Genomic DNA, 26,720 nt, shown 5'->3' with positions numbered 1-26,720 from the left:
CATGCCCTACGCCGCGGCGCTCAGCCGCGCGACGATCGCTGCGGCCGGCTCCGCTCGCGCCGCACGGAAGCCGACTCCGGCGTAGAGGCTGAGCCAGTCCGCGTCCGAGCGCCGCACCGCCTCGGCCCGCAGCGGACTCGTCAGCTGATGCAGCGCCGGGTACGCGGCGGGGGCGTGCGGATGACGGTCGGTGAAGCCGTTGCGCAGGGCGCGGGCCCAGCGACCCGAGAACGCCCGGGTGAGCACGGTCTCGGTGAACCGCTCGTCGGCCAACGCCGCTTGGTGCAACGGCTGCGTCCCGGCCTCGTCCGCGCGCAGGAACGCCGTGCCCGCCTGGACGAGCCGCGCGCCCGCGGCGCGCAGCCGGGCCACGTCCTTCGCGGTGCTGACGCCGCCCGCGGCGATGAGCGGGAGATCGACGACCGCGGAGACCTGGCCGAGGAGTTCGTCGAGCGAGGTCGTCGACGGAGCGGCAGCCGGGTCGAACGTGCCCCGGTGGCCGCCCGCCTCAGGACCCTGCACGCACAACGCGTCCACGCCGACTGCCTGGGCCGCGCGTGCTTCGTCGCGCGTCGTCACCGTGGCCACGGTGTATGTGCCCTGGCTGCGCAGTCGAGCGATCACCTCGGCCTCGGGCAGGCCGAAGGTGAAGGAGACCACCGGCACCGGGTCTTGAAGCAGCAGGCTGATCTTCTCCGCCCAGTCGCCGGTGTCCTCGAGATCCGGCTCCGGCAGCGTGACGCCGAGCTGCTCGGCCTCCGCCGCCAGCCCCTCACGGTACGCGGCCACCGCGTGCGGCTCGGCCACCGGCTGCGGCACGAACAGGTTGACGCCGAACGGCACGCCGCCGCCGAGCGACGCCCGCAGCTCGACGATCTGCGCGCCCAGCGTCGCCGTCGGCAGGTACCCGCCTGCCAGGAACCCGAGCGCGCCGGCAGAGCCGACCGCCGCGGCGAGCACCGGAGCGGACGGCCCGCCGGCCATCGGCGCCTGGATCAGCGGCACGGCGAGATCGTCGGGGGAGAAGGCGGAACGCTCGGTCATCATGGTCCTCACAGGGGTTGCGCCGTGGCCGGGTCGCGCGCTGCGCGGGGTTGCGGTGCCACCCGGAGGTCGCGGTGCGCGGTGCGCGGGCGAAGGCCGACGGCGCTAGCCGGCTGCTAGCCGGGCCCGCCGTCGTGCACGGTCCGCCGGTCTCTGTGGTTCAGCCTAGAAGGTGGTCCCGGGTCGAGCGCGCCGGCGAGTGCGCCCCGCGCCTGGTGCGCCCGCGGTTCGTCGAACGGCTCGAACAAGGCGTACGCCTCCTGCCGCGCCCGCCGCGCCGCCACGCTCTGCTTGAGCCGATCGAGCGTCTCGGCCGCCTGATCCAGGCTCAGCGCCAGCTGCCAGCGGTCGCCGGCGATGCGGGAGATCTCGACCGCCCGCTCGTCGAACGCGTGCGCCGCGCTCAGGTCGCCGTGGGCGCGGTAGTACTCGGCGACGCTGCCGAGGGCCCGCGCCTCGCCGCCGCGGTCCAGGCACAGCCGCGCCTGGGCGGTGGCACGCTGGAAGGTGGCCAGCGCCTTCTCGTCGTGGCCGTTCGCGTGCCAGACCCGGGCGAGCTCGAGCAGGGTGCGGCCCTGCCGGACGCCGTCCGAGGTGAGCTCGGCCTGCGCCAGCGCGTCCCGGGCCGGGCCGAGCGCGGCGGCCGGGCGGCCGACCTGGCGCAGTACCCTGCTGGTGTTCCACAGGGCGTCGGCCAGGCCCACCGCCCACGGCTCGGCGCGGTAGATCGCCACCGCCTCGTGCAGCAGCAGCCTTGCCTCCTCGAACCGGCAGGTCTCGGCGTACCCCTCGGCCAACAGGCCGAGGGCCGCCGCCTCGAGCCGCCGCTCGCCGAGGCCTTCCGCGCTCGCCACGATCGCCCAGCCGAGCGGGACGGCGTGCGACCAGTCGCGTTCGTCCGCCAGCAGCCGCGCCTGGGTCAGCCGGGCCAGCGCCTCGGGCAGCCGCTCGCCGCGCAGCTGCCAGAGCGCGATGGCCGAGCGGTTGGCCTCCCCGGCCTCCTCGAGCCGGCCGGCCCGGCGCAGCGCGAGGGCGAGACTGTCGAGCGTGACCGCCTCGGCGTGCCGGTTGCGCCGGCGGCGGGCCGAGGCGAGCGCGATCCGCTGCAGCGCGAGGCAGGCCTCCACCCGGTCCGGCCGCAGGTACGCGTGCCGCAGCGTCGCGGCGAGCTGCCAGAGCAGGTCGGGGAAGCCGTGCTCCTCGGCCGCGTCGAGCGCCGAGAGCAGGTTGGTCCACTCCCGGTCGTACCACTCCAGGGCCGCGCGCGGGCCCGCGATCACCGGCGGCCGGTGCCGGGCCATGGTGAAGGAGAGCTCGACGGCGCGGTAGCAGTCCAGGTCGGCGTGCCCGCTCGCCAGATAGGAGCCGTGCAGGTACCACTGCAGCACCCGCCGTCGCGCGACCCTGAGCTCCTCGGCCGGCTCCTCCCGCTCGGCTCGCGCCAGGGCGAAGGCGGCGACGGCGTCCGGCAGGCGCAGCCGCGCCGGGATCGTCGGCAGCGACTCGATCAGCCCGGCCTCGGCGAGCGCGTCGAGCAGCGGCTGGGTGTGCGCCGGTTCGAGGCCGGCCAGTGCGGCCGCGGCGGGCAGGCACAGCTCGGGCCCGGGGTGCAGGCCGAGCAGGCGCAGCAGGCGCCGGGCCGGCTTCGGCAGGGCGCGGTAGGCGGGGGTGAAGTCGACGGCGTCGAGCATGAGATGCCGCGCGCCTTCGATCCCGGTGAGCTCGGTGCGACTGGTGACCATCACCATGCAAGGTCCAATGTCCGGAAGCAGTGAGCTGACTTGTGTGACTGATGCGGCGTCGTCGAGCACGATGAGAATTCTGCGGTCTTTGAGCAGCGAGCGGTAATGCAGGAGCATTTCGCCCGGGTCTTTCGGCGGCTGCTCCGCCGCGGTGCCGAGCGCGCGCAGGAAGCGGCCGAGCACCTCGGCCGACCGCTCCGGCGCCGCCGTGCGGCCGCGCAGATCCGCGTAGAGCAGGCCGTCCGGGAAGCGGGCGCGCGCGTGCCCGGCCCAGTGCACGGCCAACGCGGTCTTGCCCACCCCGGCCGGGCCGGTGACGAGCGCGACCGCGGCCGAAGCGGCGACCTGCGGCGCGGCACCGCCCACCGCCGGCCCGGGCGCCGAGACCTCGTCCAGCCACGCAGACTCGCGCTCACGGCCCACCGGTTCCCGTAGCAGGTACGGCAAACGGCAGGTGCGCTCCGCGCCCCCACCCGCTCCACGGCCGGCGTCTTTGCCTGCCTCAGTCATAGTCGCGCCCCCTCGAGCGAAGCCCATGCCCTGTGGGCTCCCTATGACAACACACACGTATCGCGGAAGGGAATGGTTGAGGTGGATTTTCCGTCTCGAGCGTGTGAGGGCGCGAATTCTTGGCCCTCCTTCAGGAAACCACCGGGGAATGTCGATCTGGGCCGCACGCGGCGGCGCGGCCCGACGGCGCCGTCGCGGCCGCCCGCGGTGTACCGCGGCCCGCCCGGTGTCTACGATCATTGCCATGGAAAGCGCCCAGTCCGCGACCCCGACGCAGCCGCTCCGCGACGACGGGGCGCCCGCCCTGATCGCGACGATCGTGCCCGAGCCCGCCGTGGCCGTGGACACCCGGCGCGACCTCGGCGAGGAGCCGCTGCCGGGTGAGGTCGAGCGGGTCGAGCGCGCGGTGCCCTCCCGCCGCGCCGAGTTCGCCACCGGCCGCGCCTGCGCCCGCCGCGCCCTGGCCCGGCTCGACCTGCCGCCCCGGGCGATCCCGGCCGGCCCGCGCGGCGAGCCGCTCTGGCCGGCCGGGATCATCGGCAGCATCACGCACTGCGCCGGCTACCGCGGCGCGGTGCTCGCGCGCACCGCGCAGATCGCCACCATCGGCATCGACGCCGAGCCCAACGCCGAGCTGCCGGACGGCCTGCTCAAGCTGATCAGCCTGCCGGAGGAACGCGACCGGCTGGAGCGGCTGGCCGGGATCGAGCCGTCGGTGCACTGGGACCGGTTGCTCTTCTGCGCCAAGGAGGCCGTCTACAAGGCCTGGTACCCGCTCGCCGAACGCTGGCTCGACTTCGAGGACGCGGCGGTGACGTTCGAGCCGGAGCACGGGCGGTTCACCGCCAGGCTGGGTGTGCCCGGGCCACTGTTCCAAGGCCGCGAGCTGACCGGGTTCACCGGGCGCTGGCTGGTGCGCGAGGACCTGATCCTGACCGCCATCGTGCTCCCCCGCTGAAAGGCTCACGCGGCTGACGGCGCATCAGCCGCGGCGCCCGCCGGCCGGCCCCCCGTACCGCGCCACCGACGGCTCCAGCCCTCGCGCATCGATCATGGGTTCTGCGACCATGGGAGCGACACCGCCCGAGCGACGGAGGACCATACCCATGCGCGACATCGCCGTCTTCAGCGGCAGCGCCCACCGCGAGCTGGCCGCCGAAGTGTGTTCGCACCTCGGTGTCCCGCTGCATCCGGTCCGGGTCAGCCGCTTCTCCACCGACTGCCTCGAGGTCCAGCTGCAGGAGAACTGCCGCGAGCGGGACGTCTTCCTGATCCAGCCCCTGGTGACGCCGGTTCAGGAGCACCTCGTCGAGCTGCTGCTGATGCTCGACGCCGCGCGGGGCGCCTCGGCCGCCCGCACCACCGTGGTCATGCCCTACTACGCCTACGCCCGCTCGGACAAGAAGGACGCGCCCCGCATCTCCATAGGGGCCCGGCTGGTGGCCGACCTGCTGGTGACGGCCGGGGCCGGCCGGGTGCTGGCGATGGCGCTGCACTCCCCGCAGGTGCACGGGTTCTTCAGCGTGCCGGTGGACCACCTGCACGCGCTGCGCGAGCTCGCCCTGCACTTCCGCCAGTACGACCTCGGCAACGCGGTCGTGGTCTCGCCCGACCTCGGCAACGTCAAGGAGGCGGCCGCGTTCGGGCGGCTGCTCGGGCTGCCGGTGGCGGCCGGGGCCAAGCAGCGGCTGGCCGACGACCGGGTGGTGATCACCTCCGTGATCGGCGAGATCGCCGGGCGGGACGTGATCGTGCTCGACGACGAGATCGCCAAGGGCAGCACCGTGCTCGAGGTACTCGACCGGCTGCGCGACCTCGGCGCCGCCTCGGTCCGGGTGGCCTGCACGCACGGGCTGTTCGCGTCCGGCGCGCTCAAGCGGCTGAGCGACCAGCCGGACGTGCTGGAGATCGTGTGCACCAACACGGTGCCGCTGCCGCCGGTCGAGGAGCGCACGGAGAAGTTGACGGTCCTCTCGGTGGCGCCGGCGCTGGCCGAGGCGGTGCGCCGGATCCACAACGGCGAGTCCGTCAGCGCCCTGTTCCAGGCCCCGCTCGGGTAGAGCCGTCCCGTCCGCCCCACGGCGCCCGCCGCGCCCCGGCCGTATCGGCCAGGGACCGGCGGGCGCCGTGTTGATCAGGGGCCTGCGGGAGGCCGGCCGGGGCCGGGCCGGGGCCGCGCGCAATTGCATTTTCAAATCTTTTCCGCACCGGTTCCCCGCGTCGCAAAGATCGAGCTGAACAGGGCGAGATCACCGGGTGAGACGGTGGTCCGGGTTAGCTCAGTTCTCGACTACACTGTTTGGCAGGGGCGTTAAAGGGAGATCAAAGGGATAGCCGTGAGTTACGGCTGCCTCAGGTCGAATCCGCGAGTGACGCATCCCTTAAGAGCGAGCCTGTGGAGTTGGACTATGCTCGAGTTCGGATCATCCCCGTACGAGGCCCCGGTCGATACCGTGGGGGAGTTGGTGCGCGAAATCACCGCCGAGGTGTTGCGCGATTTCAAGCCGGGCGCCCGCTGGTGCGTCGACCCGGCCCGTTCCTTCCGAGATCAGGGCCTCGATTCCCTGGCCCGGACCGAGGTCCGGGTCCGGCTGGCCGCCCGCACCGGGCTCGATCTGCCGGCGAACCTGACCCGGCTGTACCAGAGTCCGGCCGCCGTGGCCGATTACCTCAGGGATCGGATCATTGAGCCTGAGGCCGCATAGAAATTCCGCTCCGGGATATTCCAGCCGACCATGCCGCCCGCGGCGGGGCGCGGGCGCCGAAATAAAACAGAGTCCTGATTCACGCCCGGATTCGACGATCGTTTCGCTCCGGGTATACCAGGGGGCGCGGCTCAGCCGTTGAGGTAGGCGAGCACGGCGAGCACGCGGCGGTTGTCGTCTTCGTCGGGGTACAGGCCGAGCTTCATGAAGATGTTGTTGATGTGTTTGCTCACGGCCTTCTCCGAGACCACCAGCCGTGCCGCGATCCCGGCGTTGGTGCGCCCTTCCGCCATCACCGCCAGCACCTCCCGCTCGCGCGCGGTCAGGCTCAGCAGCGGTGCCTCGCGCGAGCGCCGCAGCAGCAGGGCCGTGATGACCTCGGGATCCATCGCGGTGCCGCCCTCGGCCACCGCGCGCACCGCCTCGACGAAGCGGCGCACGTCCGAGACCCGGTCCTTGAGCAGATAGCCGAGCCCGTGCCCGCCGTCGGAGAGCAGTTCGCGGGCGTAGAGCGGCTCCACGTGCTGGGAGAGGATCAGGATCGGCAGGCCGGGGACCCGGGCCCGACCGGCGATGGCCGCGCTCAGCCCCTCGTTCGTGAAGGTCGGCGGCAGCCGCACGTCCACCACCGAGACGTCGGGTCGCAGCTCGACCAGCGCCCGCTCGAGCTCGGGCCCGTTGTCGACGGCCGCGACCACCTCCATCTCGAAGGCCGTCAGCAGCCTGATGAGGCCGTCCCGGAGCAGGACCTGGTCCTCGGCGATCAATACCCGCACGGTACCTCCAATGTCACCACGGTCGGGCCGCCGGCCGGGCTCGCGACGGCCACGACGCCGTCGAACGCGGCGAGCCTACGCTCCACGCCGCGCAGCCCGCTGCCGGCCGCCGGGTCGGCGCCGCCCACGCCGTCGTCCTCGATCCGGGCCACGATCCGGGCCGCGGAGCCCTGCCCGGTGTTGCCCACCCGCACCACGGCCCGCCGGGCCTCGCTGTGCTTGGCCACGTTCGCGAGCGCCTCGGCTATGGCGAAGTAGAGCGCGGACTCCGCGGGTTCGGGCATTGCGACCCCCGGCTCGAAGCGCACCTCGACCGGCAGCGGCAGCGCGGCCGCCAGCGCCGCGACCGCCCCCTCCAGGCCGCGTTCGGCCAGCACCGGCGGCAGGATCCCGCGCACCAGGCTGCGCAGGTCCGCCAGCGCCTGCCCGCTCGAGGCCCGGGCCTCGGTCAGGATCTGTACGGCCTCGTCAGGGTTCTGGTGGACCAGCTGCTCGGCCAGCCCGATGCTCAGCCCGAGCGCGGCCAGCCGGGCCTGCGCGCCGTCGTGCAGATCGCGCTCGATCCGCCGCAGCTCCAACGCCGACGCGTCGCGCACCTCGGCCCGCGACCGGGTCAGCCCCTCGACCCGTGCGGCCAGCGCCCGGCGGCTCGGCGCCAGCATGCCCGAGCTGACCAGCGCGTTCAGCTTGAGCGCGCCGCGGCCGGCCGCGGGCGCGAGGCACAGCAGGAGCGCGGCGAGGAGAAACGCGAGGATCGAGATCATCGGGTCCGGCCACATGGAGAACCCCCAGACCGTGCCCAGCACGACGAAGTTGATCCCGCCGCCGACGAAGATCAGCGGGACCAGTCCGAGGGCCAACCCGACCGGGATGTTGACGGCCAGCCAGAGCAGATCCCGCCACGTCGCCGGATCCCGGAAAACGTGGCGCTGATCCGCCCGGTAGGGCTCGGCGACCGGCGCGCCGAGCCACTGCGCCGCTCGTCGGCGTCTCAGCTGCGCGAGTGAACGGACCCCGTGCAGCGCGGCCGGCGCGAGCAGCAGGCCGACGCCGAGCGGCACCAGGCCGACTCCGACCAGCGACAGGACGAGCAGCGGGACGCCGCCGAACAGCGCGAGCAGCGACTCGGTCAGCCCTTGCCCCACCGTGCGCGGCAGGTCCCGCAGCATGGTGCGCCGCAGCGCGTCCCCTCGTCCGCCCATCACGTCCCTCTCCGCCCGAATGCTGTCTTCTCCCAGCTTAAGAGCCATCCCGCCGATGAAGCGGTGGGGAAAACCCCACCACACGAGGGGTGCTGTCCCCCATGACCGCGGCGCCGCGTACGACGAGGCTATAAGGACAGGGACGCTCGAGACGTGGGGTCGGGAGAGATGACGACGCTGTTCAACGCGGGAGCACTGCTCGCCTGGCTCGGCCACGGCGCGATCCCCGGCATCTTCCTGGTGCTGTTCGCCGAGACCGGCTTGCTCATCGGCTTCGTGCTGCCGGGCGATTCGCTGCTGCTGACGGCCGGTCTGCTCTGCGCGGTAGGTACCGGGCCGGCCCGATTAGGCCTGCCGTGGGTGCTGGCCGCGGCCACGGCCGGAACGGTGCTCGGCACCCAGCTCGGCTACCTGCTCGGCCGCCGCGCCGGTGGCAGGCTCCGCGCCCGCGCCGGCGGCGTCCACGTGGCCACGGCCTTCGACCGCACCGAGCGGCTGCTGGTGCGCTTCGGCATCCGCAGAGCACTGATCATCTCGCGGTTCGTGCCGGTCGTGCGCACCGTGATCGGGCCGACCGCCGGAGCCGTCGGTGTGCCGGCCCGCTTCTTCGTGTGCTGGCAGACGTTCGGCGCGGTGCTGTGGACGGCCGGGGTGACGACGGCCGGCTACGCCGTGGGCGTGTTCGTCCCCGGCTCCGAGCACACCGTGGACCTGGCCGTCGCGCTGTCCGTCCTCTTCCTGCCGCTGCTGATCCTGATCCGCCTGGTGCGCAGGCGGATCCGGTTCAGGCGGGCAGGATCTGCCGCAGCGCGGGCCGCCGATCCCGACGCCCCCACTCGCGCGGGTAGCCGAGGGAGACCTCTTCGAAGCGCACACCGTCGTGCCACGTCGTCCGGGGAATGTGCAAGTGCCCGTACACGACCGCTTCGGCCCGGAAGCGCAGGTGCCAGTCCGCGGTCCGCGTCGTCCCGCACCACTGCGCGAACTCCGGGTAACGCAGGATCCTGGTCGGTTCCCTGACGAGGGGAAAGTGGTTGACCAGTACCGTCGGCAGGGACGGATCGATCTCGGCCAGCCGCTTCTCCGAGTACTGCGCTCGAGCCGCGCACCATTCCGCCCGGCCCGGATAAGGATCCGGATGCAGCAGATACTCGTCCGTCGCGACGATTCCGGCCTCGTGCGCGATCGCCAGGCCCTCCTCGGGCGAGCGGGCGCCCTCCGGCATGAACGAATAGTCGTAGAGCACGAATAAGGGTGCGATCACCACCGGACCGGACTTCCCGTGCGGCCAGATCGGATACGGATCCTCCGGCGTCAGCACACCCGATTGCCGACAGAGGGAGACAATGTGCTGATAACGTTCGTCGCCGCGCAGCTGCACCGGGTCGCTCGGGTGCGTCCACAACTCGTGGTTACCCGGCACCCACACCACTTGAGCGAACCGGCCCGCGAGCACTTCCAGCGTGCGCGCGACGGTGCCGACCGTCTCCGCCACGTCGCCCGCGACCAGCAGCCAGTCGGCCGGCGAGGCGGGTTCGAGCGCTTCGGCGAAGCGTTGATTCTCCGCCAGAGCGACATGCAGATCACTGATAGCCCACAGCCGGCCGCTCGGGCTGTCGGTACCGTTCGCAAGACCATTAACCACATTTCCCAGCATAGAAAACCAAGAGCGTCCCGGGATACCGTCATCCTTCCCTATGCTTCGCCCCATGACCGTCAACACCGCGCTCGCCGACGTCCTCGACCGCCAGGCCGCCGCCTCCGAATCGGATGCTCTGCTCGCCGCTCTGGTCGACCACGGCGTCTACGTGCCCGTGCAGGGCGAGGGCCAGGTGGTCTTCGTCCAGGACGAGGGCGGCGCCCCCGCACTGCCCGCGTACGTGAGTGAGGAGTGCCGGGTGCACCGGATGCCCGAGGCCAGTGCGTCCGTGCACTGCGACGCGCTGCGGCTGATGGACATCACCGGGCACACCGGCGTGCGCACGCTGCTGGTGTTCGCCGAGAACGGCTGGGCGCGGGTGCCGGTGCCGCTGGTGCAGCAGACGCTGCGTCAGCGCGGCCGCCAGGGCAATGGCGAGCGGTTGCATCTGAGCTGGACCACCGACCCGCACGCGCTGGCCTTGCGTGCCGCCTTCACCGAGCGGGTGCGCGAGTACCCGGCCGTGCGCAACATCTGGATCTCGCACGCACGCTGGGTGGACACCGGCATCGAGCAGCTGATGGTGCACGTCGAGGTGGACGAGCCGCTGCCCTCGGCCTCCACCCAGAGCCTGATGGAGGGCGTGCTCGCGCAGCTGTCCGAGGCGACCGAACCCAGCCTCGGCGTCATAGCCCTGCACACCGTCGAGCACGCGGCCTTCGTGGCCGAGCTCGAGCAGATGGGCCTGGACACTGTCCGCTTCGACCGGGAGACCGGCCGGGTCACCATCGTCTCGCGCGAGTTCGACGGGCCGCCGGCCGACTGAGGCTCTTCCGCCCGACCGGCCGCCGCGCTCAGGCCTCGCCGGTCGAGGGCTCGGGCGAGCGGCCCGGCGGAATCCCCTCGATGTTCCCGGGGCCGGGACCGGGGTCGCCGTCGCTCGGATCCGCGCGACCGCGCAGCACCTTCGTCACCGCCCACGCGATCGAGACCAGCGGCACCGCCACCACCGCGCCGAGCAGGCCGGCCACGATGGTCCCGGCGATCACGCACACCGCCACCGCCACCGGGTGCAGCCGCACCGCCCAGCCCATCACGAACGGCTGCAGCACGTGCCCCTCGATCTGGCCGAACACCACGATCAGCACCAGCACGACCACCGCCGTGGTCACCCCCCGCGAGGCCAGCGCCACGATCGTGGCCACCGCCATCGCGATCGGCGAACCGACCAGCGGGACGAAGCTGGCCAGGAACTCCAGCAGCGTCAGCGGCAGCACCAGCGGCACCTGAAGCAGTTTCAGCGAGACGCCCACCATCACCGCGTTCGCCGCCGCGACCATGATGATCCCGCGGGTGTATCCGGCGAAGGTGTGCCACGCCGTCTGGCCGCAGCGGTCCCACAGGTCCCTGACCTGCTCCGGCACCTGGCGTAGGAACCAGCGCCAGATCTGCACGCCCGAATGGGTGAAGAACACCGAGCAGAACACGGCCAGCGCGAGCACCGTGACCACGTCCACCACCCGGCTCGCCTCGTTGATCGCCTGGGAGAGCAGCGACGAGCGGTGCTGCGAGATGTAGGTGCCGATCTTGCTCTGCAGGTCGGAGAGCGTGCTGGCCTTCACGTGGAACGGCGGCCCCTCCAGCCACTGTTTGATCTGGTTGATCCCGCCGCGGAACTCGTCGCCGAGGTCGCTGCTCTGCTCCGCCACCGAGTACTCCACCAGCCAGGCCACTCCGGCCAGCACCGCGAGCGCGCCGACCGCGGTGGTCACCAGCGCCAGCGCCCGCGGCATGTGCCGGCCGAGCGTGTTGACCGGCGGCCGCAGCAGCGAGCTGAGGATCAGTGCGATGAACAGCGCCACGAACACCAGCTCGAACCGCAGCGCGAGCCGAAAGACCACGTAGACGGCCACGCCGAGGATCAGCAGCCGCCAGGCGTACTCGGAGGCCCGGCGCAGTCCTGGGCTCACCGCGTGTCGGCCCTGCTGATCCATGCCCCACTGGCTACCCGCTCTGGCCCGCCGGATGCGGCTCGCCGCCCGAGCGCGGGCCGAACGAGTGAACGTGATCGCGCGTGGACCTGGCCCGGGGTCGCGCCGCGCTTCGACAATGGTCTTACTTAGCCCGAACGGGGGACCTGCGGCGCGATCAGGATCCGGGCGCCGCCGTGTTCGAGGGCTTGGACGAGGTCGGGGTCGGCCGCGTCGTCGGTGATGATGCCGGCGAGCTCGGCGAGGCCCGCCACCCGGCCGACCGCGACGGTGCCGAGCTTCGGCGCGTCGGCGAGGACGTAGCACTCCGCGGCTTGGCGGATCAGGGCCCGGTGCACCGGCACCTCTTCGAGGTGGGCGCAGGTCAGTCCGGCCCGCGGGTCCAGGCCGTCGGCGGCGAGGAAGGCGCGGCGGGCGAAGAAGCGGTCGAAGAAGCGCTCGGCCGAGTCGTCGGTGCAAGCCAGGTCGGGGCGGCGGAGCAGGCCGCCGGCCAGGTGCACCTCGATGCCGGGGCGGGCGGCCAGGACGGTCGCGGCGGGGACCGAGGCGCACAGCGCCCGGCCGGCGAAACTCGACGGGAGCGCCCGGGCCGTCTCGGTCACCAGCGAGCCGAGCCCGAGCATCACGGTTTCGCCGGGCTCGACCAGCGACGCCGCGGCCGACGCGATGGCCCGCTGGGCCCGGCGGGCGTCGTGCAGGTCCTCGCTGCGCAGCCAGCCGCCGTCCGTGGCGACCGCGCCGCCGTAGACGCGCCGGGCGACGCCGCGGTCCTCGAGCACCTTCAGGTCGCGCCGGATCGTCTCCCCGGACACCGCGAACCGGTCGGCGAGCTCCTCCACCCGCACCCGGGTGTCGCGCCGCAGCAGGGCCGCCACCTGAAGCCGGCGCTCCTCCGGCAGCACTGTGGCGAGCAGGTCCTCGGCCTTACCCATACAGGGCCTCCACCGCGGCGGAGGCCACGACCGTCAGGGCCTTGAAGCAGCGGATCATCGCGTACGCGGACTCTGATTCGTACGCGACCCGCCGCGCTCCCACCTGTTTGACGCCCGGGATGACCGTGACCGCCGCGGCAAGGTGGGTCGCGTCGAACTCGACCTCCACTTGGTGGCTCGTTGCCGCCGACCGGGTCAGGCAGCCGGCCAGCGCGACCGCCTCGACCGCCGCATCGTGAATCAGTGCACTGGTTGCTGCGGGTGGAGGGCATTCGGCGGCGTATCGCGAGACGTGCCGCTTCACGGCCGCAGTGCGGGCTTTCGGCGCGTACTCGGCGGCGTCGGCGCAGGTCCGGTCGTCGCCGGTGACCAGGATCACCGGCACGCCGAGCTCCTCGGCGACCAGCGTGTTCAGCCGGCCCTCGCTGGCGAGCTGCCCGTCCACGTAGACGGCGGTGATGGTGTTCGGCAGGTAGGTGTGGGCCAGCACGCCCTCCGCGCCCGCGCCCACGTGGTAGCCGAGCATCACGACGCCGGCCACTTCGGGGTCGTCGACGCCTTCGAGCATCGACAAAGCCTTGTGCCGCCCGGAGATGAGCGTCGCGCGGGGATCTAAGCACTCGATCTTGATGTTCCGCATGGTCGAGTGCGCGTCGTTGACGACGACCGAGTCGGCGCCGCCCTCGCACAGGCCCGCCACCGCCGCGTTGACGTCGTCGGTGAGCAGCGTCCGGCAGCGTTCCCAGCCGGCTGTACCGGGTTCCACGTCGCCGGGCCAGGTGACGCCGGTCGCGCCCTCCATGTCCGCGGAGATGAGGATCCTCACCGGTCCTGCCCCGCGAGCCCTGACCAAAGATGACCACTCATGCGGATTACTGTGCGGCAGGCCCGACGAACGCGTCAAGAGCCCACGGCCTCGCGCGGCCGGTGTGTCACAGGTAGCTGATTCTGCCGATACAGCAGAGCCCTGCTGTTGATTTCCTGCCGCTGCGCTGGCAGCATCCCACAGGAAACCACATCAGTTCGAAGAACCCGGAGGCTCGCGTTCCATGTCTGCCCGACTGGTGCTCGGCCTCGACGTCGGCGGCACTTCGACCCGCGCGCTCGCCGCGGACGCGGCGTCGGGTCAGCGGCTCGGCATCGGGCGGGCGAGCGGCGGCAACCCGATCGCGCGGGGCGTCTCCCGAGCCGCCGAGAACATCGGCGCCGCGATGAGGGAAGCGTTGGCCGGGCACGACGCGGGCGAGGTGGAAGCCTGTGTCGTCGGGATGGCCGGGGAGAGCAAGGTCGCCGCGGAGCCGGGCACTGCCGCCGTGTTCGCAGCACTCTGGCAAGCCGTGGGGCTGCGCTGCGAAGTGCGCATCGTCTCCGACGTGGCCGCCGCGTTCGCCGCCGGCACGCCGGAATCCGACGGCTCGGTGCTCATCGCCGGCACCGGCGCGGTCGCAGCCGAGATGGTCGGGCGCCGGCCGTGCCGGTGGCGGGACGGGAACGGCTGGCTGCTCGGCGACGACGGATCAGGGTTCTGGATCGGTCGGCAGGCAGTCCGTGCCGCCCTGGCCGCGCTCGACGGTTCGGGGCCGCGCAGCGCGTTGCTGCACAACGTGATCGCCGCCTACCTGGACCCGATCCCCAAGCCGCCCGAAGGCGGCGAGCCGGGGGAGACCAGATTTCTGGCGTCCGCGCTGATCGCCGCCGTGAACGAGAGGCCGCCGGTGGATCTCGCGGCGCTCGTTCCGCGCGTACTGGCGGGCGCGGCCGCGGCCGACCCCGTCGCGCAGCACGTCCTCGCCGAGGCGGCCCGGCTCCTCGTCGCAGCTCTCTGCCACATCCGCGAACCCGGCGACACCACGCCGATCGTGCTCGCCGGCGGCGTGCTGCAGCCCGGCATGCACGTCGACCTGCTGGTGCGCGCCGCACTCGCCGAGACCTGGCCGGACGCACCGGTCCACGCGGCCACGGACGGCGCGGCCGGAGCTGCCTGGCTCGCCGCTCTCACCCAGGCGCCGGATCCGGCACTGCACGCACAGCTCATGGCGGAAGGAGGAACCGGGGATGCGAGGACGAGACTCGGTTGACGTGCTCTCGGCGCTGCTGCCGGCCGGTCGCGTCGTGACCGATCCGTCGATCATCGAGGGCTACCGCCGCGACCGCGCCCGAGACGCGAAGGTCGGCTCGCCGCGCGCGGTGGTGCGTCCCACCTGCACCAGCGAGGTGCAGACGATCGTGCGCTGGGCCGGGCGGCACGGCGTGCCGGTGATCCCGCGCGGCGCCGGCACCGGCCTGTCCGGCGGGGCGAGCGCGGTGGACGGCTGCGTGATGCTCGCCCTCGAGCACATGCGCTCGGTGCACATCGACCCCGACACCCGGGTCGCCGTGGTCGGGCCCGGCGCGCTCAACGGCGAGGTCAAGCGGGCCGCCGCGGCGCAAGGGCTCTGGTACCCGCCGGATCCGTCCTCCTTCGAGACGAGCTCCATCGGCGGCAACGTGGCCACCAACGCCGGCGGCCTGTGCTGCGTGAAGTACGGCGTCACCGGGGACTACGTGCTCGGCCTCGAGGTAGTGCTGGCCGACGGCACCGCCGTGCGCCTCGGCGGCCCCCGGATCAAGGACGCGGCCGGGTTCTCGCTGACGAGGATGTTCGTCGGCAGCGAGGGCTGCCTCGGCGTGATCACCGAGGTCACGCTGCGGCTGCTGCCCGCGCAGGCTCCCGCCTCGACGCTGGTGGCGGCGTTCCCCGACCTGGTCTCGGCCGCCGACGCCGTGCTCGCGATCACCGCGCGGCTGCGGCCGTCGGTGCTCGAACTGATGGACCGTACGAGCGTGAACGCGGTCGAGGACAAGCTCGGCATGGGCCTCGACCGCGGCGCCGGCGCGCTGCTGCTGGTGCGCTCCGACGCGCCCGGCGCGGCGGCCGCCGCCGAGATCGAGGCCGTCGGCGAGATCTGCGCCGGGCACGGCGCCACCGAAGTCCACACCACCGACGACCCGGACGAGGGCGAGGCCCTCGCCGTCGCCCGGCGGATGGTGCTGCCCGCCTTCGAACAGCGCGGCGACCTGCTGCTCGAAGACGTGGGCGTCCCGCTGCCGGCCCTGCCCGCGCTGGTCGAGGGGATCGAGGCGATCGCCGCCGAGTACGGCCTGACCATCGCCCTCGTCGCGCACGCCGGGGACGGCAACACCCACCCGATGATCGTGTACGACGCCGGCGATCCGGACTGCGCCGCCCGGGCCGCGCTCGCGTTCGACGCCGTGATGGACCTCGCCCTCTCCCTCGACGGCACCATCACCGGCGAGCACGGCGTCGGCCGGCTCAAGCGCGCCTGGCTGCCCGCCTATCTGGGCCCTGAAGTGCTCGCCCTGAACCGGCGGATCAAGTCGGCGCTGGATCCGCAGGGGATCCTGAATCCGGGCTCGATGCTCGAAGGCTGAGCGGGCTGAGCAGGGCGGCGTCATCCGGTCGGAGCAGCGACACCACCCGAAAGGATGATGGTCCACAATTCTACTGAATCTACCTCTTACTCTCCAGGACAGATCCCCTCACGCCTGGAGGAACCCCATGAACCGCTCTCTCAAGGTCGCTGCCCTCACCGCGGCGCTTTCTGCCGCGGCCCTGGTCAGCACGCCCGTCACCGCCTTCGCGGCCGAGTCCCACGGCCGGCCCGTCGCGCTCCACTGCGACAGCTGCCGGCTGCCGGGGCACTCGGCCCCCGACCGCGGCCACGACGACCGCCGCGGCACCGACGAGAACCACCGCGGCATCATCGCCGACCGCGGCGTCATCACCGAGAACCGTGGCGTCATCGCGGACCGTGGAGTCATCACCGAGAACCGTGGCGTCATCGCGGACCGCCGCGACCGCCGCCGCGACCGGAGCATCGTGGTCGAGGTCAGCAACAACGTGGGCCCGCTGGTACTGCGCAGCCAGCGTCCCGGCAGCGACTGGCCGGGCGCGCTGCACACCGGCTCGAGCGTCGTCCGCGTGCGCTCGAATGACAACGCCGACTACCGCGCCCTGCGCAACGCCGGCTCCGTCCAGATCGTGGTGCGCGGCAACCACACCGAGTGTGACGCCCAGGGGCACCTCCGGTGCTCGGTCCAGGGCTCGAGCGTGGTCCGGATCTTCCGTTACTAACGCTAAGTCAACCATCAACCACTGACAGAAGTCCGCGCCCCGCACCGGCAGCAGCCGGCGCGGGGCGCTTTATTGCTCTACTGCGAGTTGATGATCGGCTGGGTGCCGGTGGGGGCGTGGTGGTTCGTCGGGTCGGGTCGGGGTGGTTGTCGGGGTGGGGCGGGCGCTTCGCGTCGCCCTGTTTGTCTGACCACCCGCCCACCCGTTGCGTAACGGGGTGGCCTGCGGTTTCAAGACGAAAATCGCTGCCGGCGGGCCCTTCCTCGGAGAGAGTGCCGGGGTTGCGTGGGTGCTGGCGTTGGTGGGGCGGGCTGGGGTTCGGGATGGTCGGGTGCCGGGGGTGTGCTCTCTCCTCGGCCGGTCCCCGGAGGCAATCAGGGTTCTGCCGGGAGGTCAAGCGGCGGCAGTCTCCGTTGATGGTGAATCCTGCATGGCGCCGCTTGACCTCCCGGCAGAACCCTGATCGGGCTTCGCCTGCCCGACCGAGGAGAGAGCCCACCCCCTGAGGGTCCGGTGCGAGCTGCGCTCGGGCCGAGTCCCATCCCGTGGCCCGGTCACGCTCGGTCCGGAGGAATCCTGCATTGCCGTGGTCCTGCCATCCGGATCCTTGATCCGTGTGAAGGGTCGGTGCTCGGGTCGCGCTTGCTGCTGAATCGTGCATCGCCTTGGTGCGATCGACCTTGATCCCAGGCCTCGCGGCGGAATCCCGCAGGCCCGCGTTCGATGCGGAAGGATTCTGCATCGCCGTGGTCCGATCCGCCAGGTGCTCGCGCACCGCGCAGGATCGCGCGGCCCGGTCACACCCCGAAGGGAAATCCTGCACCGTCTTGGGCCACAACCCGTCCACCACCCTCCCGCCACAAGCCCCGATCCCTACTCTTCCATGCTAGACGCCGCCACCGATAAAAACCGCGCATCCGGCTTTTACCGTATAAACAAAAATCCTGGAGATTTCCGGACACTCGGACGTGCTCCCCTGCGTTGAAGGAGGAGAAATGCGACCGGGCCACGGGACTCGGCCCGAGCGCAGCTCGCACATCTGCCTCAGGGGGTGGGCTCTCTCCTCGGTCGGGCAGGCGAAGCCCGATCAGGGTTCTGCCGGGAGGTCAAGCGGCGCGATGCATGATTCACCATCAACGGAAACCACCGCCGCTTGACCTCCCGGCAGGTTCCTGATTGCCTCCGGGGACCAACCGAGGAGAGAGCACACACCCGCAACCCCACCACCCCGAACAACAGCCCGCCCCGTTGACGCCAGCGACCACGCAGCCCCGGCACTCTCTCCGAGGGAAGGGCCCGCCGGCGGCGAGATCTTGAAACCGCAACCCGCCCCGCCAACGCAACGGGTGGGTGGGTCGCCAGACAAGACGGGCGACGCGAAGCGGCGAGCACTCAGCCGATCATCAATGCGCGCTAGGGCAGGTCCCGGCTTTCCACGTCGGCGTCGAGTTCGACGGCCGCGACGCTGCGGATCGCCGGGTGGAAGCACGCGTGCTCCACCTCGACACCGTCGATCTGCTCCTGGACCAGCGTCGGGTGCTCGTCGCGGCACTTTTCCGTGGCGAATGGGCAACGCGGCTCGAAGAGGCAGCCGGGGGTCTCGACGGTCGCGTCCATCAGTGCCCGCGGCGCGAGGCGGTCGGGTCCGGGCTCCTCGAGGCCCTTGAGCACGGGGACGGCCGAGAGCAGGCACTGCGTGTACGGGTGCGTCGGCGACTGGATCACCGTCTCTACCGGGCCGCGCTCGACCACTTCGCCGCGGTAGATCACGTGCAACTCGCCGCCGTCGCCGAGGTACCGGGACGTCGCGACGTCGTGCGTGATGAAGACCAGGCCGATGCCGAGCCGTGTGCGCAGGTCCCGGAGCAGGCTGAGGATGCCCAGCCGCATCGACACGTCGATCATCGAGACGGCCTCGTCGGCGATCAGGACCTTCGGATTCACCGTCAACGCGCGGGCGATGACCACGCGCTGGCGCTGCCCGCCGGAGAGCTGGTGCGGGTACTTCGGCAGGACGCCGTCCGGGTCGAGGCCGACGAGTTCGAGCAGTTCCCGCGCACGCGCGCCGAGCGCGTCGCGGCCGTCGCCCTTGCCCTCCCGCTTCGCCGTCATCCTTAACGGATCCCGGAGCGTGGTGGCGACCGTGCGGGTCGGGTTCAGTACCGAGTACGGGTCCTGATGGACCATCTGGACCGTTCGGAAGATCTCGGCGCGCTTGTGATGGCTGAGCCCGGAGACGGACTGGCCGTCGACGGTCAGCTCGCCCGCGTCGAAGGTCTCGAGCCCGGCGAGGATCCGGCCGAGCGTCGTCTTGCCGCAGCCGGATTCGCCGATGAACGAGACGGCTCCGCCGTCCGGCAGCGTGAAGTCGATGCCCCGGAGGGCCTGGATGACCCGAGCGCCGGTGAAGGCTCCGTGTGCGTGGAACGTCCGCGCTATGCCGCTGGCCTCGATCACGACCCGATCACTTCCTGCGCGTCGGCGTGGCAGGCGCGGCGGCGCTCGCCCTCCCAGATCTGCAACGGCGGCTCCTCGGTCGCGCAGCGGTCCATCGCGAAAGCGCAGCGCTCGCGGAACACGCAGCCCTGCTTGGGGATCGAGACCAGGTCGGGCGGGCGGCCCGGCAGCGCCTTGGCCCGCGAGATGTCCCCGGAGACCCGCGCTGTCGCGTTGATCAGAGCCCGTGTATAGGGGTGCGAGGGTCGCTGCAGCACCTGTTCCGCCGGACCGTCCTCGACGATGCGGCCGCCGTACATCACAGCGAGCCGGTCGGCGAGCTCGGAGACGACGCCCATGTCGTGGGTGACGATGAGGGTCGTGAGGCCGATGTCCTTGTGCACCTGGCCGATGATCTTCAGTACCGCCGCCTGCGAGAGCATGTCCAGCGCCGTCGTCGGCTCGTCGAGAACCAGGACTCTGGCATTGAGGACGAGAGCGAAGACGATCCCCACTCGCTGGCGCATGCCGCCGGACAGCTCGTGCTGGTAGGAATCGAGCACCCGCTTGCCGTCCATGCCCATCAGCTCGCACAGCTCGCGAGCCCGGCGCACCAGACCCGGCAGGTACTCCACGTCGTGCGCCCGGCCGAGATCGAGCAGCTGCTTGCCGACGGTCTTGAGCGGATTCAACGAGTTCTGCGACGCCTGGAAGACGTAGCCGACCTTGCCGCCGCGTATCCGGCGCAGCTTCGCGCCAGAGAGCTTGGTGACGTCGCCGATCCCGGTCATGTGCACGGAGCCCGAGGTGATCCGGCCCGGCGGGGGCACGGCGCCGAGCAGCGAGAACGCGAGGGTGGACTTGCCCGACCCCGACTCGCCGACCAGGCCGGTGATCTTGCCCGCCGGCAGGGTCAGGTCGGCGTGCGCGACGGCCGGCAGTTCCTCGCCGCGGTCGGTGCGGAAGCACACGGTCAGGTCGCGCACGAGGACCTCGGTGTACTCCGAGGCCGGGGCGTCTGTCTGCCAGGCGGTGTCGATCACGGACGCTCCCTCAGCCGCGGGTTGAACAGTTCGTCGACGGCGTCGAGGAACAGCACGATGCCGATCGTGATCAGCAGGATGCACACCAGCGGCGCCAGCAGGTAGCTCAGCGCGGCCGGGCTGTCCATGGCGCCGCCGGAGAACACCGCCTGGTTGAGCATCACGCCCCAGTTGCTGCTGGAGAACGGCACCACCCCGAGGAAGAACAGCGCCACCTCCGCGCCCATGAACGCGATCACCGCCAGCAGCATGTTCATCGCCACGAACGGCGCCAGGTTCGGCAGCAGCTCCCTGACGATCACGTGGCGGGAGGAGAGGCCAAGGCCGCGGGCGGCTTCGAGGAATCCGCGCTCACGCAACGAAAGGGTCTGCGACCGCACCGCCCGCGCCACGCCGCCCCAGCCGGTCACACCGAGGGCGATCGCCATCTCGTACGGCTGGCCGAAGCTCCAGATCGTGGAGAGCACGATCAGCAGCGGCAGCCCGGGGATCGTCAGCACGAAGTCGGTCAGCCGCATCAGCGCCGAGTCGGCCGGTCCGCGATGGTAGCCCGCCACCAGCCCGACGGCGGTGCCGATCACGGCGGTGAACAACGCGGAGAGCGCTGCGGTCTCGAGCACGTAGCGGGCGCCGACCACGATCTCCTGCAACACGTCCGAGCCGGCGAAGTCGGTGCCGAGCCAGTGCTGCGAGCTGGGTGAGGAGTAGATGGCGTTCGGGTCCACGGCCAGCGTGCCCGAGTAGAGACTGGGGCCGGCCACGGCCATCAACGCGAACAACAGCAGGATCAGCAGGCCGATCACGCGTCCCGGCCGGCGTGTGAGCACACGCAAGGTCGTCATCGTCAACGCCTCACTCGCGGATCGATCACGGTATAGAGCAGGTCGGCCACGATGTTCGCCAGCACGATCGCGACGGTGATCAGCAGGAACGCGCCGGACATCAGCGGATAGTCGCGGGCGCCGATCGCCTGGAACAGCACGTTGCCCAGGCCCGGATAGTCGAACACGTTCTCCACCAGCACCGATCCGCCCAGCAAGTATCCGATGGAGAGGGCGAACATGGTGAACATCGGCAGGATCGCGTTGCGCGAGACGTACCGCATCCGGGTGCGCGGGTGCAGGCCGCGCAACTCCGCGGCCAGGATGAAGTCATCACCGAGCACTGAGATCACGCTCGACTTCATGGTCAGCAGCCAGCCGCCGTAAGCGAGCAACGCGTACGTCGCCACCGGAAGGACCGCGTGCTGGATCACCGAGGCGATGTAGGGCCCGTTGAAACCAGGAGTCAAGGTCACGTCGCTGGTGTCGCCGTAGGGGAGCAGGTTCCACTCGGTGTGGAAGAGGAACGCCAGGACCAGCGCGAGTACGAACGCGGGGATCCCGGCGAAAAAGGAGCCTGACATCGACAGCACCCCGCCCCACCGGCTCGAGCGCTTGACCGCGGCCAGCGCCCCGCCGCTGGTGCCGACGAGGAAGGCGATGATCAGCCCCGCCAGCGCCGGGAAGATGGTCCACGGCGCCGCGGCCCGCAGCACGTGGGTGACCGGGACGCCGCTGTAAGAGATGGACTGCCCCAGGTCGCCGTGCAGCAGACGCCAGATGTAGCCGCGGTACTGCGCAAGCAGCGGGTCGTGCGAGGTGAAGCCGTAGATCGAGGCCACCTTCGCCTGCGCCTGCTCGGGGGGCATGCCGGCCAGGATGTAGTTCTCGTACGCCGCGTCACCGGGGTTGCCGGGCAGCGCGTGCACGAGGAAGAAGGTGAAGCTCGCCACGGCCCAGATCATCACGAGCCCGGCGGCCAGCTTCGGCAGCAACCGCCGGATCAGGGTTTTCACCTGCGTCCAGCTCCTTCGGGGGTAGGTACCGGCGGGTACGGAGGCAGCCGACGGCCGTCTCCATACCCGCCGGGTCACGCTCAGAACCCTGTTTCGGGCCCTGTGCGCCGGGTGGGACCTGTCCGGGTGGCCGCGGGACTACTTGGCCTTGACGTAGCCCTGCATCATCCACACGCCCGGCTGGTTGTACATCAGACCATTGATGTCTGGCGAGCTCGCGCCCGGGAAGTCGGTGAAGCGCTTGTCGTAGGTGAAGTTGACGTTGGTGTAATCCCAGATCGGGATCACCGGCATCTGCTCGTTCGTGGCGAGCGCCAGCTGCTGCACCTGCGTCTGCTGTGCCGTGGCGGAGAGCGTGGCCAGCTGCGCGGTCAGCAGACCCGGGTCGATGGCGGTGCCGTTGACGGTGTAGCTGGTCGGGGTGTGCTGCCAGTTGCCGCCGCCGTCCGCGTGCGTCACGGTGCCGTTGGCGTTCGCGGTGTAGCCGTCGTCCTGGCCGTAGAGGCGCTGGTAGGCCGCCGAAGCCGAAGGGCCGAGCGCGATCAGCCAGAACCCGACCGCGTACTTGCCCGCGGCCATGTCGGTCTTGTAGGTGGCGAAGTCAGAGGTCAGCTTCACCTGGGTCGGAATCCCGAAGGAGTCGAGCTCGGAGGAGACGACTGTGGCCGCGGCGTTCCAGTCGCTGAAGCCGCTGACCGTCTGAAGCGTGATCTTCCACGGCGTGCCGTCCGGCAGCAGCCACTGCGAACCGGACTTCTTGAAGCCCGCTCCGGTCAGCAGCGACGCCGCCTTGGTCTGATCCGGTGAGTAAGGGTTCAGTGACGAGATCTGCGAAGGCGTGAGCCACTGCTTCGTCGCCGACTCGACCATGCCGGTCAGATCGCTCGCGGCGGTGCCGCCCACCGGCTCGCCGACCTTCGTCACCGCTTGCCGGTCGATCACGTAGGCCAGCGCCTGGCGCACCGCGGCCTGACCGTAGGGGGCGTCACTCTCGTTGAAGGCGATCGCCGCGTCGACGAACGAGGCCGAATCGACGCGGGTGTAACCGGTCTTGAGCACCGAGTCGAGGATGTTCGTCGGCATCGAGGTGTAGGGCGCCGAGTCCAGCTCGCCGCTCTTCATATAGCCCCAGATGTCGGAGTTCCCGCTGAAGTGCCGCAGGATCACCTCGCTCGGCACGATCTTGGAGAGCGCGTAGAAGTCCGGGTTGCGGGTCAGTTCGGCCGAGCCCGGGTTGACCCGCGCGATGACGAACGGGCCGGCCGAGACGTCCTTGGCCGGCGAGAAGGCCGAGACGGCCTTGCCGATCGCGTTGAGCTTCGTCACCGCGGCCGACGCGGTGGCCGAGTCGGCAGAGGCCAGATCGTCGATGGTGCTCCAGATGCTCGAGGGCACCAGCGAGCCGTAGACCGAGCTCGGCACGATGTACTGCCCGAGCACCAGCCGGGCGAAGTTCAGGTTCGTGCCCCCGGCGGCCTGGTCGATCTGCACCGTGGAGGCGTCGACCTCGGTGACCGAGCCGACGTCAAGGCCCTGCGTCAGGAAGCCGGCGCCGACGGTCGCACTGCCCTGAGTCAGGGCGATGGCCATGGAGAGCTTGATGTCGGCCGGGGTCACCGGCGTTCCGTCGGACCACTTCGCGCCCGGCTGCAGCTTCACCGTGATCCCGGTGGAACTGATCGTCCAGCTCGCCGCGAGGCCGGGGAAGAAGTCGTCGGGATCCTTCGGATTCTGTTTGTCGAAGCCCAGCTGCATGGTGTCGTAGCTGGGGAAGTAGTTGCCGGACGCGTTGAACGGATTCATCGGCGCGCCCGCCGTGATCGGGTTCGTCGCGTCCACGGACGTGTAGACCAGCTGGGACGACGAGGTTTTCCCGCCCCCGGACGAGCAGGCTGCGAGCAGGCCCGCGCAGGCCGCCAGGGCGAGCGGGGCGCGAAGACGGTGGAGCCGGTTCATGATGCGTCGGATCTCCGATCGGCCGCGGTTGAGGTGGTGCTGCCGGGATATGGCGTCCGACGCGTGGGTGCAGGTCGGACGCGCGCTCGTGCATCGAGTCGTGGTGGTGCGGTGAGCCGATGATAGGAGCGCCCTGAAGGTTCGTCAATAATTAACTTACGAAGTTGACCTCGACGGAACTTAACGCCATGCTTGCTGAGCGTCACCCACGCTGAGCTCGAATCTCGCCGGTGCCTTCCGCGAGCTTGCCGGAGATCGGTGGGAAAGCACCGTACGACTTCCCCATGCCGTTGGGCTCGGCTGCCGACGGTCCAGCGCCTTGACGCCCGGCCGAAAGGACTGCGTGATGAGCACTCAGTACGCCCCCCGCGTGCAGGCCCCCACCGAGGAACGCAATCCGCGCACCACCGAGATCGACCTGGTGCCCACGATCGAGCTGCTTCGGATGCTCAACGCCGAGGACCACAAGGTGCCCGAGGCGGTGGCCGCGGTGCTGCCGCAGCTCGCGCGCGTCGTCGACGAGGCGGCCGCGCGGCTGGGCGCGGGCGGGCGGATGCACTATTTCGGCGCGGGCACCTCCGGCCGCCTCGCCGTGATGGACGCGGCCGAGCTGATCCCGACGTACGGCCTGGAGCCCGGTGTCATCCTCGCCCACCACGCCGGCGGCCGCGCCGCGCTGGAGACGCCGGTGGAGAACAGCGAGGACGACCCGGAGGACGGCGCCCGGGAAGCCGCCGTGGTGACCGGCGCCGACGTCGCCGTGGGCCTGACCGCGAGCGGACGCACGCCCTACGTCGGCGGAGCGCTCCGCACTGCCCGCGCGGCCGGCGCGTTCACCGTGCTGGTGAGCGCCAACCCGCAGGCCGAGCTGGCGCAGTGGGCCGACGTCCACCTCGCCGCCGACACCGGCCCCGAAGCCGTGGCCGGCTCGACCCGGCTGAAAGCGGGCACCGCGCAGAAGCTGATCCTCAATACCCTGTCGACCGCGCTGATGGTGCTGCTCGGGCGTACGTACTCGAACTTGATGGTGGAGATGAGTGCCAGCAACGCGAAACTGCGTGGCAGGCTCCTGACGATCCTGACCGAGGCGACCGGCGAGCCGACCGACGTCTGCGCCGCCGCGCTCGCCGCGGCAGACGGTCAGGTCAAGACCGCGCTCGTCGCCCTCCTCGCCGACGTCCCGCCGCTCCATGCCCGCGACGCCCTCGCCGCCGCAGACGGCCGCGTCCGTCCCGCGATCGTGGCGCTGGGGGCGGCAGGGCAGGCAGTCGGCGAGGTCAGTGCGTGACGATCTCGGCGAGCTGGCGGACTACGGCAATGTCCTGAAATGGAATCTTGCGGTCACCGATGATCTGGTGATCCTCGCTGCCCTTGCCCGCGATCAGCACGGTGTCGCCGGGGCGTGCGACGGACAGGGCGCGGGCGATGGCTTCGCGGCGGTCCGTGATCCGGTCGTACGACGTACCTGTCGGGCCGAGGCCCGCCTCGATCGCGTCGAGAATCGACTCGGGGTCTTCGATGCGCGGGTTGTCGCTCGTGATGACCACGTGATCGGACAGCCGGCCCGCGATGGCGCCCATGGGCGCGCGCTTGGCCGGGTCGCGGTCGCCGCCGCAGCCGAAGACGGTGATGAGTCTGCCGTTCGCGGTCAGGCCGCGGAGCGTGTCCAGGACCTTCTCGAGGGAATCAGGGCTGTGAGCGTAGTCGACGACGACCGTCGTGCCGTCGGCCAGGCTTAGTGTCTGCATGCGCCCTGGGATCTGCCCGACCGCCTTGAGCGCCGGCAGGACGTCTTCGAGTTCGTATCCCAGAAGTCGGCACACGACGATCGCGGCCAGGGCGTTGGAGGCGGCGAAGAGTCCGGGCACGGGGAAGCCGGCTTCGTGCCGCTGCCCTTGGTGAAGCAGCGTGAATGCGGTGCCGGCGGTGGAGACGCGGACGTCGACGGCGCGGTAGTCGGCGTCCTGCTCGATGCCGAAGGTCGTCACGCGGCCCGGCATCAAGGTGTGGATCTCGGCGGTAACCGGGTCGTCGGCATTGGCCACGGCCTGGCCGGAGAGCCCGGAGAACAGCAGCATCTTGGCTTGCCGGTAGGCCTCCATACTTCCGTGATCGTCGAGGTGGTCGTGCGAGAGGTTGGTGAACACGCCGATGTCGGTGAAAGCGTGGTCGACACGGTGTTCGACCAGCGCGAGCGAAGACGCCTCCATGACGACGGTTTCCGTGTGCCGGTCCGCCATGGCACGCAGAATCGCCTGCAGTTCATTGGCCAGCGGCGTGGTCGGGGTACTGACCTTCAAGGGCAGCGGAGTCTGATCGATCCGCGGCCCGCCGGTGCCGATGACTCCGACGGGAGCGGGGCTGAGGTGCCCGAGGATCGATTCGAGGATGGCCGCGATCGAGGTCTTGCCGTTGGTTCCGGTGATCGATACGACCTTCATCGACCGCCCCGGTTCTCCTTGCAGGCGGGCGGCGGTGAACGAGACCGCGGCCAGCGTGTCCGGTACCTCGACGACTGTCATCCCCGCCGGCGCCGCGCTCTCGGGATCGGTGACGAGCGCCGCCACCGCGCCCTTCTCGAAAGCCTCGTGGAGCATGGTGTGGCCGTCTCGGCGATGGCCGGCGACGGCGACGAACAGCGATCCACGCTCGACGTTTCGCGTGTCGGCGGTCACCCCTGCCGAGATCTCGGTGTCGAGGGTTCCCTGCACCAGCCGGTACTGGTTCTGATCGAGGACGTCGGCGAGCTTCATCGGGCGGGTTGCTCCTTCG

General features: G+C 71.1%; 22 protein-coding genes and 1 pseudogene. 9 read left to right on the top strand and 14 right to left on the bottom strand.

The window, feature by feature from the left end; genetic code table 11:
• Positions 1-6: 6 nt before the first annotated feature.
• Entirely contained in the window at positions 7-1,047 is a 1,041-nt protein-coding gene (locus ACTRO_RS19515; RefSeq protein ID WP_084316392.1) for an NAD(P)H-dependent flavin oxidoreductase, read from the bottom strand.
• A 113-nt stretch (positions 1,048-1,160) separates the two neighbouring features.
• Positions 1,161-3,296 (bottom strand): AAA family ATPase, encoded by a 2,136-nt coding sequence (locus tag ACTRO_RS19510; protein WP_157436337.1) that lies wholly within the window; start codon positions 3,294-3,296, stop codon positions 1,161-1,163.
• A gap of 244 nt (positions 3,297-3,540) precedes the next feature.
• Here ACTRO_RS19510 and ACTRO_RS19505 point away from each other — a divergent pair, with 244 nt between their 5' ends.
• The 3 genes from ACTRO_RS19505 (at position 3,541) to ACTRO_RS19495 (ending at position 6,001) form a co-directional block, all read left to right on the top strand.
• The gene (locus tag ACTRO_RS19505; protein WP_245594427.1) at positions 3,541-4,254 is read left to right on the top strand and encodes a 4'-phosphopantetheinyl transferase family protein; all 714 of its coding nucleotides are present in this window, start codon (positions 3,541-3,543) and stop codon (positions 4,252-4,254) included.
• Between the two features lie 148 nt (positions 4,255-4,402).
• Positions 4,403-5,356, top strand: coding sequence for a ribose-phosphate diphosphokinase (locus tag ACTRO_RS19500; RefSeq protein ID WP_034265022.1), 954 nt, complete (start codon positions 4,403-4,405; stop codon positions 5,354-5,356).
• Positions 5,357-5,704: 348 nt separating this feature from the next.
• Entirely contained in the window at positions 5,705-6,001 is a 297-nt protein-coding gene (locus ACTRO_RS19495) for an acyl carrier protein (RefSeq protein WP_034265019.1), read from the top strand.
• A gap of 131 nt (positions 6,002-6,132) precedes the next feature.
• Here the strand turns inward: ACTRO_RS19495 and ACTRO_RS19490 are convergent, their stop codons facing one another.
• Entirely contained in the window at positions 6,133-6,777 is a 645-nt protein-coding gene (locus ACTRO_RS19490) for a LuxR C-terminal-related transcriptional regulator (protein ID WP_034265015.1), read from the bottom strand.
• Positions 6,765-7,979 (bottom strand): sensor histidine kinase, encoded by a 1,215-nt coding sequence (locus ACTRO_RS19485; protein ID WP_245594684.1) that lies wholly within the window; start codon positions 7,977-7,979, stop codon positions 6,765-6,767. The genes ACTRO_RS19490 and ACTRO_RS19485 overlap by 13 nt, the downstream gene beginning before the upstream one ends.
• Positions 7,980-8,147: 168 nt before the next feature.
• Here ACTRO_RS19485 and ACTRO_RS51055 point away from each other — a divergent pair.
• Positions 8,148-8,636 (top strand): annotated as a pseudogene (locus ACTRO_RS51055) (DedA family protein); the annotation flags it as partial.
• 127 nt (positions 8,637-8,763) lie between these two features.
• Here ACTRO_RS51055 and ACTRO_RS19475 read toward each other — a convergent pair.
• Entirely contained in the window at positions 8,764-9,624 is an 861-nt protein-coding gene (locus ACTRO_RS19475; RefSeq protein WP_245594426.1) for a metallophosphoesterase family protein, read from the bottom strand.
• A gap of 64 nt (positions 9,625-9,688) precedes the next feature.
• Here ACTRO_RS19475 and ACTRO_RS19470 point away from each other — a divergent pair, with 64 nt between their 5' ends.
• Positions 9,689-10,444 (top strand): hypothetical protein, encoded by a 756-nt coding sequence (locus tag ACTRO_RS19470; RefSeq protein ID WP_034265008.1) that lies wholly within the window; start codon positions 9,689-9,691, stop codon positions 10,442-10,444.
• 28 nt (positions 10,445-10,472) lie between these two features.
• Here the strand turns inward: ACTRO_RS19470 and ACTRO_RS19465 are convergent, their stop codons facing one another.
• The 3 genes from ACTRO_RS19465 to ACTRO_RS19455 form a co-directional block, all read right to left on the bottom strand.
• Complete coding sequence (locus tag ACTRO_RS19465; protein ID WP_084316391.1) at positions 10,473-11,612, bottom strand: AI-2E family transporter; 1,140 nt, start codon at positions 11,610-11,612, stop codon at positions 10,473-10,475.
• Between the two features lie 125 nt (positions 11,613-11,737).
• The gene (locus ACTRO_RS19460; protein WP_051451074.1) at positions 11,738-12,541 is read right to left on the bottom strand and encodes a DeoR/GlpR family DNA-binding transcription regulator; all 804 of its coding nucleotides are present in this window, start codon (positions 12,539-12,541) and stop codon (positions 11,738-11,740) included.
• On the bottom strand, positions 12,534-13,367 hold the full coding sequence (locus ACTRO_RS19455) for a M55 family metallopeptidase (protein WP_034265005.1): 834 nt from the start codon (positions 13,365-13,367) through the stop codon (positions 12,534-12,536). The genes ACTRO_RS19460 and ACTRO_RS19455 overlap by 8 nt, the downstream gene beginning before the upstream one ends.
• Positions 13,368-13,590: 223 nt before the next feature.
• On the opposite strand from ACTRO_RS19455, the gene ACTRO_RS19450 reads away from it, so the two are divergent.
• From ACTRO_RS19450 to ACTRO_RS19440, 3 genes are all read left to right on the top strand, one after another.
• Positions 13,591-14,619: an N-acetylglucosamine kinase gene (locus tag ACTRO_RS19450; RefSeq protein ID WP_051451073.1), complete on the top strand. Its 1,029-nt coding sequence runs from the start codon at positions 13,591-13,593 to the stop codon at positions 14,617-14,619.
• Complete coding sequence (locus ACTRO_RS19445) at positions 14,597-15,973, top strand: FAD-binding oxidoreductase (protein ID WP_034265001.1); 1,377 nt, start codon at positions 14,597-14,599, stop codon at positions 15,971-15,973. Before ACTRO_RS19450 ends, ACTRO_RS19445 begins: the two co-directional genes overlap by 23 nt.
• 127 nt (positions 15,974-16,100) lie before the next feature.
• Positions 16,101-16,676 carry a hypothetical protein gene (locus tag ACTRO_RS19440; RefSeq protein ID WP_034264998.1) on the top strand — a complete coding sequence of 192 codons (576 nt, stop codon included), beginning with the start codon at positions 16,101-16,103 and terminating at the stop codon, positions 16,674-16,676.
• A gap of 1,413 nt (positions 16,677-18,089) precedes the next feature.
• Here ACTRO_RS19440 and ACTRO_RS19435 read toward each other — a convergent pair.
• The 5 genes from ACTRO_RS19435 to ACTRO_RS19415 all read right to left on the bottom strand — a co-directional run bounded on the left by ACTRO_RS19435 (position 18,090) and on the right by ACTRO_RS19415 (position 23,948).
• Positions 18,090-19,133, bottom strand: coding sequence for an ABC transporter ATP-binding protein (locus tag ACTRO_RS19435; RefSeq protein ID WP_034264995.1), 1,044 nt, complete (start codon positions 19,131-19,133; stop codon positions 18,090-18,092).
• Positions 19,130-20,155 (bottom strand): ABC transporter ATP-binding protein, encoded by a 1,026-nt coding sequence (locus ACTRO_RS19430; protein WP_245594425.1) that lies wholly within the window; start codon positions 20,153-20,155, stop codon positions 19,130-19,132. The genes ACTRO_RS19435 and ACTRO_RS19430 overlap by 4 nt, the downstream gene beginning before the upstream one ends.
• Complete coding sequence (locus ACTRO_RS19425) at positions 20,152-20,997, bottom strand: ABC transporter permease (protein ID WP_034264992.1); 846 nt, start codon at positions 20,995-20,997, stop codon at positions 20,152-20,154. The genes ACTRO_RS19430 and ACTRO_RS19425 overlap by 4 nt, the downstream gene beginning before the upstream one ends.
• 2 nt (positions 20,998-20,999) lie before the next feature.
• Complete coding sequence (locus ACTRO_RS19420) at positions 21,000-21,992, bottom strand: ABC transporter permease (protein WP_034264989.1); 993 nt, start codon at positions 21,990-21,992, stop codon at positions 21,000-21,002.
• A gap of 138 nt (positions 21,993-22,130) precedes the next feature.
• The gene (locus ACTRO_RS19415) at positions 22,131-23,948 is read right to left on the bottom strand and encodes an ABC transporter substrate-binding protein (RefSeq protein WP_034264986.1); all 1,818 of its coding nucleotides are present in this window, start codon (positions 23,946-23,948) and stop codon (positions 22,131-22,133) included.
• A gap of 346 nt (positions 23,949-24,294) precedes the next feature.
• On the opposite strand from ACTRO_RS19415, the gene ACTRO_RS19410 reads away from it, so the two are divergent.
• On the top strand, positions 24,295-25,236 hold the full coding sequence (locus ACTRO_RS19410) for an N-acetylmuramic acid 6-phosphate etherase (RefSeq protein WP_034264983.1): 942 nt from the start codon (positions 24,295-24,297) through the stop codon (positions 25,234-25,236).
• Here the strand turns inward: ACTRO_RS19410 and ACTRO_RS19405 are convergent.
• Positions 25,226-26,701, bottom strand: a complete 1,476-nt coding sequence (locus ACTRO_RS19405) for a UDP-N-acetylmuramoyl-L-alanyl-D-glutamate--2,6-diaminopimelate ligase (RefSeq protein ID WP_034264980.1) — start codon at positions 26,699-26,701, stop codon at positions 25,226-25,228. The genes ACTRO_RS19410 and ACTRO_RS19405 overlap by 11 nt on opposite strands.
• Positions 26,702-26,720: the final 19 nt, after the last annotated feature.

Source organism: Actinospica robiniae DSM 44927 (assembly GCF_000504285.1).
Classification (GTDB): Bacteria; Actinomycetota; Actinomycetes; order Streptomycetales; family Catenulisporaceae; genus Actinospica; species Actinospica robiniae.
The sequence above is the reverse complement of the archived record's forward strand: the minus strand, read 5'-3'. Positions and strand labels throughout refer to the sequence as shown.